General features: G+C 64.8%; 9 protein-coding genes. 7 read left to right on the top strand and 2 right to left on the bottom strand.

From position 1 onward, the window contains the following. Nucleotides 1–2,103 (top strand): ATP-dependent DNA helicase RecG (locus DBR22_RS10525; protein ID WP_108598974.1); only part of this gene is annotated, 2,103 nt, incomplete at its 5' end. Nucleotides 2,104–2,112: 9 nt separating this feature from the next. Further along, the gene (rsmD, locus tag DBR22_RS10520) at nucleotides 2,113–2,736 is read left to right on the top strand and encodes a 16S rRNA (guanine(966)-N(2))-methyltransferase RsmD (protein ID WP_108598972.1); all 624 of its coding nucleotides are present in this window, start codon (nucleotides 2,113–2,115) and stop codon (nucleotides 2,734–2,736) included. Between the two features lie 13 nt (nucleotides 2,737–2,749). Here rsmD and DBR22_RS10515 read toward each other — a convergent pair whose 3' ends face one another. Next, nucleotides 2,750–3,538 (bottom strand): spermidine synthase, encoded by a 789-nt coding sequence (locus DBR22_RS10515; protein ID WP_181365123.1) that lies wholly within the window; start codon nucleotides 3,536–3,538, stop codon nucleotides 2,750–2,752. Next, nucleotides 3,538–4,767 (bottom strand): aminotransferase class I/II-fold pyridoxal phosphate-dependent enzyme, encoded by a 1,230-nt coding sequence (locus tag DBR22_RS10510; RefSeq protein WP_258229138.1) that lies wholly within the window; start codon nucleotides 4,765–4,767, stop codon nucleotides 3,538–3,540. The genes DBR22_RS10515 and DBR22_RS10510 overlap by 1 nt, the downstream gene beginning before the upstream one ends. Nucleotides 4,768–4,810: 43 nt before the next feature. On the opposite strand from DBR22_RS10510, the gene coaD reads away from it, so the two are divergent. The 5 genes from coaD to DBR22_RS10485 form a co-directional block, all read left to right on the top strand. Beyond that, nucleotides 4,811–5,311: a pantetheine-phosphate adenylyltransferase gene (gene coaD / locus DBR22_RS10505; RefSeq protein WP_108598970.1), complete on the top strand. Its 501-nt coding sequence runs from the start codon at nucleotides 4,811–4,813 to the stop codon at nucleotides 5,309–5,311. Nucleotides 5,312–5,438: 127 nt separating this feature from the next. Next, nucleotides 5,439–5,963 (top strand): YceD family protein, encoded by a 525-nt coding sequence (locus DBR22_RS10500; protein WP_108598969.1) that lies wholly within the window; start codon nucleotides 5,439–5,441, stop codon nucleotides 5,961–5,963. A 36-nt stretch (nucleotides 5,964–5,999) separates the two neighbouring features. After that, the gene (rpmF, locus tag DBR22_RS10495; RefSeq protein ID WP_009356569.1) at nucleotides 6,000–6,203 is read left to right on the top strand and encodes a 50S ribosomal protein L32; all 204 of its coding nucleotides are present in this window, start codon (nucleotides 6,000–6,002) and stop codon (nucleotides 6,201–6,203) included. Between the two features lie 21 nt (nucleotides 6,204–6,224). Further along, nucleotides 6,225–6,953, top strand: a complete 729-nt coding sequence (rnc, locus tag DBR22_RS10490; RefSeq protein ID WP_108598968.1) for a ribonuclease III — start codon at nucleotides 6,225–6,227, stop codon at nucleotides 6,951–6,953. A gap of 6 nt (nucleotides 6,954–6,959) precedes the next feature. Then, nucleotides 6,960–7,590 (top strand): DNA-formamidopyrimidine glycosylase family protein (locus DBR22_RS10485; RefSeq protein ID WP_308810201.1); only part of this gene is annotated, 631 nt, incomplete at its 3' end.

The raw sequence follows: 7,590 nt of genomic DNA, 5'->3' as shown, positions 1-7,590 counted from the left end.
CTTATTGCCCGCGTCCTCTCCAACAGCACCCGCAAGATGCATACCCGCCGTGGTTCCATCACCGACGTCGTCATCACTGACGACGCCGCCTCCCATGGGCGCCCCAGGCTGTCCGCCGTGGGACCCGGCAGTGGGCACGGCACGCTCAAGGTCACCTTCTTTAACGGCTTCCGGGCAAAAGCGGAGCTCCTGCCCGGCCGGCGCGTCATGTTCTCCGGCAAGGTCACGCAGTATGGCTCCTCACTGAGCCTGACCAACCCGGATTTCAACCTTTTGGACGAGGACCCGGACATGCCGGGCATGGATCCCGAGAAGCTGGCTGCCATGCCCGTTCCGGTGTATCCGGCCACCAGCAAACTCACCAGCTGGTCCATCCAGAAAGTCATTGCCACCCTGTTGGAGACCCTGGACCTGGACGACGTGCCGGATCCGCTGCCAGAGTCGGTGGTCCGCCGGGAGAAGTTCCTGCCGGTGGCCCAGGCCTACCGGCTCATCCATAGGCCGGAGTCACATGCCGACTGGAGGCAGGCCCAGGACCGTCTGCGGTACCAGGAGGCCTTGGTCCTGCAGGCGGCGCTGGCCCGGCGCCGTGCGCAGCTCGCGGCCGAGGAAGCCACCGCCCGCCGCCCTGTCACCGGAGGCCTGCTGGCGGCGTTCGATCAGCAGCTTCCTTTTACGCTCACCGCCGGACAGGCAGCTGTGGGCAAGACCCTCGCGGCCGAACTGGCGCAGGACAGCCCCATGAACAGGCTGTTGCAAGGCGAAGTCGGCTCCGGCAAGACCATCGTGGCGCTGCGGGCCATGCTGCAGGTGGTGGACGCGGGGGGACAGGCAGCGTTGCTGGCGCCCACAGAGGTTCTGGCTGCCCAGCACTTCGATTCCATCCGCCGGACCCTGGGGGCCCTGTCCCGGGACCCTATGCTGTCTGGGGACAGCTTGCTCGCCGGCCTGGCCGGGGACGCCGTCCAGGTCAGCCTGCTCACAGGCTCCCTGCCCACGGCGGCCCGCAAACGCGCCCTGCTCGATGCAGCCTCCGGTGCGGCCGGGATCGTGATCGGGACGCACGCACTGCTGAGCGAAAACGTCTCTTTCTACGACCTTGGACTGATCGTGGTGGACGAACAGCACCGGTTCGGCGTGGAACAGCGCGATGTGCTGAGGTCAAAGGCCAGCAAGCCGCCGCACCTCCTGGTCATGACAGCAACCCCGATTCCCCGGACCGTTGCCATGACAGTCTTCGGGGACCTTGAAACCTCAGTGCTGGACGAACTTCCCGCCGGCAGGGCACCGATCACCACCCATGTGGTGGGCCTGGCGGAAAACCCCGGCTGGGCGGACCGCATCTGGACGCGGTCCCGCGAAGAGATCGCCGCCGGCCACCAGGTGTTTGTGGTGTGCCCCAGGATTGGAACGGACGACGACGGCGACTTCAGTCCCGGTGAAGCCGAACCTTCGGCGGCTGACCTGGAGGGCGGGAGCAGCGCCCGCGAGCTCGCCTCGGTGACGGCCGTCGTCGAACATCTCCAACAGGAACCGGCCCTGGCCGGGGTGCCGCTGGCGCCCCTGCACGGACGCCAGGACCCCGCCGTGAAATCGGCGGCGATGGCTGACTTCACCGCCAACCGGACCAAGCTCCTGGTCTCCACCACAGTCATTGAAGTCGGAGTTGACGTCCACAACGCCACCCTCATGGTCATCCTCGATGCGGACCGTTTCGGTATTTCCCAGCTCCACCAGCTCCGTGGCCGGGTAGGCCGCGGCGGGTTGGCCGGAACCTGCCTGCTGGTTACCAGCCTCGAACCCGGGCACCCCAGCCGCCGCAGGCTGGACGCCGTGGCTGCCACCACCGACGGTTTCGCGCTGTCCCAGGAAGACCTCAAGCTCAGGCGCGAAGGCGACATCCTGGGGGCGTCGCAGTCTGGTGGCCGCTCCACGCTGAAGTTGCTGCGGGTGCTCGAGCACGAGGACGTTATTGCCCGTGCCAGGACGGACGCGCAGGAAATCGTCGGCAACGACCCGTCGCTGGCGCAGCATCCTCTGCTCGCTGCGGCCATTGACGAGTATCTCAACCCTGAGAAGGAGGCGTTCCTTGAACGCGGATAGCAGGCAGCCATGAGCCGGATCATCGCGGGTGCAGCCGGCGGAACGCCCCTGGCGAACGTTCCCGGGTCCCTGACCAGGCCAACCACAGACCGTGTCAAGGAGGCCCTGTTTTCCCGGCTCGACGCCTTCGGGATCATTGCGGGTGCCAAGGTCCTGGACCTTTACGCAGGTTCCGGTGCGTTGGGCGTGGAGAGCGGCAGCAGGGGAGCCGGCACCGTGGACCTGGTGGAATTCGATGCGAAGGCCAGCTCCGTGTGCCAACGCAACGCCGACCTCGTCAACGGGCTCCTGGGGCACAAGGTCGTGACAGTGCACCGGTCGAAGGTGGAGTCATTCCTCGAGCGCGCAGACGGTTCCGCAACGTGGGATCTGGTCTTCCTGGATCCGCCCTATCCGTTGGACGAGCCCGCCTTGTCGGCGGTGCTGGCCAAACTCGCTGACCACCTCACCCCGTCGGCGGTGGTGGTGGTGGAGCGGTCCTCCCGCTCACCCGAGCCCGGGTGGCCGGCTCGCCTGGAACGGTTCGCGGAGAAGAAGTACGGCGAAACCCGGCTGTGGTTCGCAGAGCCGTCGGTGCCGGATGCCATCCCGCCGGACCTTGTTATTGACGGGCAGGAACAGAGCCAGCCCTAGCCGTGCCGGGGTCTCAGCCTGCCAGCATGTCCAGGTCGACACCCGCGAGAACCCGGGCGGGGTGCGGACCCCGTGCGGTCAACTCGGCCGTCCAGGCCGCAGGCCATGGACTTTGTGTTCCTGCCAGGATGACGTTGCCGGGATAGCGGCCGGCGAACATGCCGGACTCGGCGAAGGCGGCCACATCAGTCATGGCCCGGCGCATGGCTGCCGCCTGGCTTCGTACCAGGGTCAGGGCCGGCTCATCGCCGACGTTGACGATCAGCACGCCTTCCGGTGCCAGCCGTGCCCGGGCCTCCTGATAGAACTCCGTGCAGGCGATGTGCTCCGGGGCCCCCGGACCCGAGAAGATATCCAGGATGACGACGTCGAACTGAAGCCCACCGCCCACGTCGGCCAAAGCACCGCGGGCGTCCCCGATGACAGTGTGCAGGTCCGTACCCTCGGGCAGGGGCAGTTGCTGGAGGACAAAGTCGAGCAATTCCCGTTCCAGCTCCACCGCGTACTGGATCGACCCCGGCCGTGTTGCCTGGATGTAGCGGGCGAGTGTCAGCGCGCCGGCTCCAAGGTGCAGCGCTGCCACCGGCTGGCCCTCCGGCGCGGCGAGGTCCACCAGGTGGGCGATCCGCCGCAGGTATTCGTAGAAGATCTCCTCGGGGTGGGCGAGGTTGACGTGCGACTGCTCAGCACCGCCAATGCTCATGACGTAGCCGCCGCCGGTGAAGGTGTCCGGCTCAATGGCTGCGTGCTGTCCGGTGGTCCGCAGGAATCTGGTGGCCCGGAGGTTGCCGGCGTCGGCCATCAGAGCTTTCCGCTGAGGGTGGCCAAGCGCGCGGCAGCCTCTTCGAGGACATCCACTTTTTTGCAGAATGCGAACCTGAGCAGGCTGCGGGTGCGTTCTGCACCCTGCGGGTGGCAAAAGACAGGGACGGGGATTGCGGCCACTCCGACCAGCGAGGGCATCCGGCGCGCCAGGTCCACGGAATCGCCGATGCCCAGGGGAGCAGTGTCCACATTGACGAAGTAGGTGCCTTGCGGGGTGAAGACATCGAAGCCGGCGGAGCGGAGGCCGTCGCTGAGGATGTCCCGTTTCTTCCGAAGCGTGGCGGCGATGCCCTGGTAGAAGCCATCCGGCAGCGCCAGGCCCGTGGCGATGGCTGCCTGGAAGGGTGTTCCCGAACTGTAGGTCAGGAACTGCTTCACGGTGCGGACGGCGGCCACCAGATGCTCCGGGCCCGTCAGCCAGCCGATCTTCCAGCCGGTGAAGGAGAAGGTCTTTCCTGCTGACGAAATGGTGATGGTCCGTTCAGCGGCGCCGGGCAGTGTGGCCACCGGAATATGACCCGGACCGAAGGTGAGGTGCTCATACACTTCATCGGTGATGATGAGGCAGTCATGCTTTTGGGCCAGCCCGACGACGCGCTGAAGGACTTGGCGGGGAAAGACAGCACCGGTGGGGTTGTGCGGGTTATTCAGCAGCACCACCTTGGTTCTGTCCGTAAAGGCCGCTTCGAGAGCAGCCAGGTCCGGGAAAAAGTCGGGCGCCAGGAGGGGTGCCGTGACGTGGGTGGCACCGGAGAGTCCGATGACGGCGCCGTACGAGTCATAGAACGGCTCGAACGTCAGGACCTCGTCGCCAGGGCCCACAAAGGCGAGCAGGGCCGCCGCAAGGCCTTCGGTGGCGCCCGTAGTGATAAGGACCTCGGTCTGCGGATCCGGAGTCAGCCCATAGAACCGGTCCTGGTGTGTTGCGACAGCCTCGCGCAGCTCAAGAATGCCTTTGCCGGGAGCATACTGGTTGGCCCCGGCATCGATGGCGGCAATGGCTGCGGCCTTGATTTCCGCCGGCCCGTCCTCGTCCGGAAAGCCCTGCCCCAGGTTGATGGCGCCGGTCTGGGCCGCGAGGGTGGTCATCTCCTCGAAGATGGTGACGCCCAGCTCTCCGGCGGAGCCCAGGAGGTTGGCGCCGGCCGCGGCACGCTGCCACGGAGCCGGTGCCGCAGGCTGGGAAAGTTCCCGTGGTGGATGCATCCAGTCATGGTATCCCGGGCTGGAGATGCGGTAGGTTCGGTGCATGAGACGCGCTGTCTGCCCCGGATCCTTTGACCCCATCCACAACGGTCATCTCGAGGTAATCGCCCGCGCTGCGGGCCTCTTCGATGAAGTCATCGTGGCCGTGTCCACCAACTACGCGAAGAAGTACATGTTCAGCCTGGGGGACCGCATCGACATGGCGAGGGAGACCCTGGCTTCCCTCAAGGGAATTGTGGTTGAACCGGTGGGCGAGGGCCTGCTGGCTGAGTACTGCCACCAGCGGGGTGTGTCCGCGATTGTGAAGGGCCTCCGTTCCTCCTCCGACTTCGACTACGAACTGCCCATGGCCACCATGAACCGCCAGCTCAGCGGTGTGGAGACGGTATTCCTGCCCGCAGAGGCGCGCTACCTTCATCTGTCGTCCACCCTGATCAAGGAAGTGGCCAGCCTGGGCGGCAGTGTGTCCGACTACGTGCCCCGTTCGGTTCAGAAGAGGATGCTCTCTGGCGAGTCGGCATCTGTACAGCTGCCCAGAGGGTAGGCTAGTGGCGGTACTTTCGACGGGCCGTCCGTCGCCTGGTTTGAGTCCCCAAGGTTCTTCAGGCTAAGATGGTACGTCGGTCATATGTTCAACAGGAGTTCTCATTAAACGAGATGCTAGTTCGCCCTTGGCGTTCGACGTCAAGGACCTCGGGCGCAGCCCGGGAAGCATGCGGACACTGAAAGAACATGTACCCGCACCAAGTGATCTTGGTGTGGCACTCATTGGCGTTCAGGAAGGCTCGGACATCGGGCTGGATTTGAGGCTTGAGGCCGTACACGAAGGAATTCTGGTATCAGGAACCGCAGCCGCCCATGTTACGGGTGAATGCGGCCGGTGCCTGGATCCCCTTGCGTATGACCTTGAGGTCAATGTGCAAGAACTTTTCTTCTACGAAGGCGTCCTGCTTTCGGATGAGGAAGACGATGAAGAGCAACGTCGAGTCGAGCACGATCTAATCGATCTTGAACCGGTGTTGCGGGACGCAGTTGTAACCATGCTGCCGTTCCAGCCGGTGTGCCGGGAAGACTGCCAGGGCCTCTGTTCCGAATGCGGAATTCGCCTGGAAGACGAGCCGGGGCACCACCACGAGGTCTTGGATCCTCGCTGGGCTGCCCTAGCTGATATGGCTAAGCCTGACCGGCAAAATTGATTTGTACGTGTTTGTCTAGAGAGAAATGAGTTAGCCGTGGCTGTTCCCAAGCGGAAAATGTCTCGCTCGAATACCCGCGCCCGCCGCTCCCAGTGGAAGGCAACTGCCCCCCACCTGGTGAAGACCGTAGAGAACGGCCAGGTCACCTACAGCCTGCCGCACCAGGCAAAGGTCGTTACCGACTCGGCTGGCACTGCGCTGTTCCTTGAGTACAAGGGACGCAAGGTCGCAGACGTCTAATCGGCCGCTTAGGCTGAGATGATGTCTTCAACTGAAGAGCTTCTGAAGCGTCTCGGTGTCTCAATTGACGCCGGGACGCTTCGTCTTGCTCTCACACACCGTTCCTACGCCTACGAAAACGGCGGCATCCCCACCAACGAGCGGCTTGAGTTCCTGGGTGACTCCATCCTGGGTTTTTCGGTGACGGATGCCCTGTACAAGGACAACCCGAGCCTGCCCGAAGGCGACCTGGCAAAACGCCGGTCTGCCGTGGTCAGCACGCGGGCCCTCGCCGGCATCGGCCGAAGCCTCGGCATTGGGGAGTACATCTACCTGGGTCAGGGCGAAAAACTGACCGAAGGCAAGAACAAGGCTTCCATCCTGGCGGACACCATGGAAGCGCTGATCGGCGCTACCTACGTATCCAACGATATTGAGACGGCACGCCAGTTGGTCATGCGGCTGGTCGGCCCTCTCCTGAAGGACGCAGCCGCGCTTGGCGCGGGCACCGACTGGAAGACCAGCATCCAGGAACTCGCGGCCAGCCGGCAGCTCGGGACCATCTACTACGCAGTGGAAGGTGCCGGCCCGGACCATGCCCGCACCTTCACGGCTGTCCTTAATATTGGCGGCACCGCGTACGGCAAAGGATCCGGCCACTCCAAGAAGGAAGCCGAGCAGGAAGCCGCTGCAGACGCCTGGCGGGTTCTCTCCGGAACCGTTGGATCAGCGGAGGCCGGGGCAACACCGGAGTCCGCCGCCGGCTCGTAACCTGCCATGCCTGAACTGCCTGAAGTGGAGGTGGTCCGCCGCGGCCTGGTGAGCTGGGTGCGCGGCCGGACCATCACCTCCGTTGACGTCCTGGACGCACGGTCCATCCGCCGCCACGCCCTGGGCATGGAGGATTTTGCCGGCAACCTCGTGGGTGCCACGGTCACCGACGTCGTGCGGCGCGGCAAATTCCTGTGGCTCCCCTTGACGGATTCAGCAGCCGCCCACCCGGCTGCTGCTTCGGCCGACGGCGAGGTGTCCGCTGACACCAGTCCCGCCGTCGCCCTCATGGCACATCTGGGTATGAGCGGCCAACTGCTCATGCAGGATGCCGGCGTCCCCGATGAGAAGCATCTGAAGGTCCGGCTCCGCCTGAGTCCCCGTGAGGGGATGCCCGGGCAACTGCGGTTTGTGGACCAACGCATTTTCGGGGGACTTTTTGTTACAGCGATGGTTCCCACGGACGACGGCGGCCCGGGTGGACTTGCTGAGTCACCGCTGCCGCTGATCGCCGAGGAAGCCGCCCATATCGCACGCGACCCCCTGGACCCGGCGTTTTCCTTCGACCTGTTCTACCAGCGGCTCCGGAAGCGGAAGACCGGGCTCAAACGTGCCCTGCTGGACCAGGGTCTGATAT

It is taken from the genome of Arthrobacter sp. HMWF013, assembly GCF_003061105.1.
In the GTDB taxonomy this organism is placed as follows: Bacteria; Actinomycetota; Actinomycetes; order Actinomycetales; family Micrococcaceae; genus Arthrobacter.
The sequence above is the reverse complement of the archived record's forward strand: the minus strand, read 5'-3'. Positions and strand labels throughout refer to the sequence as shown.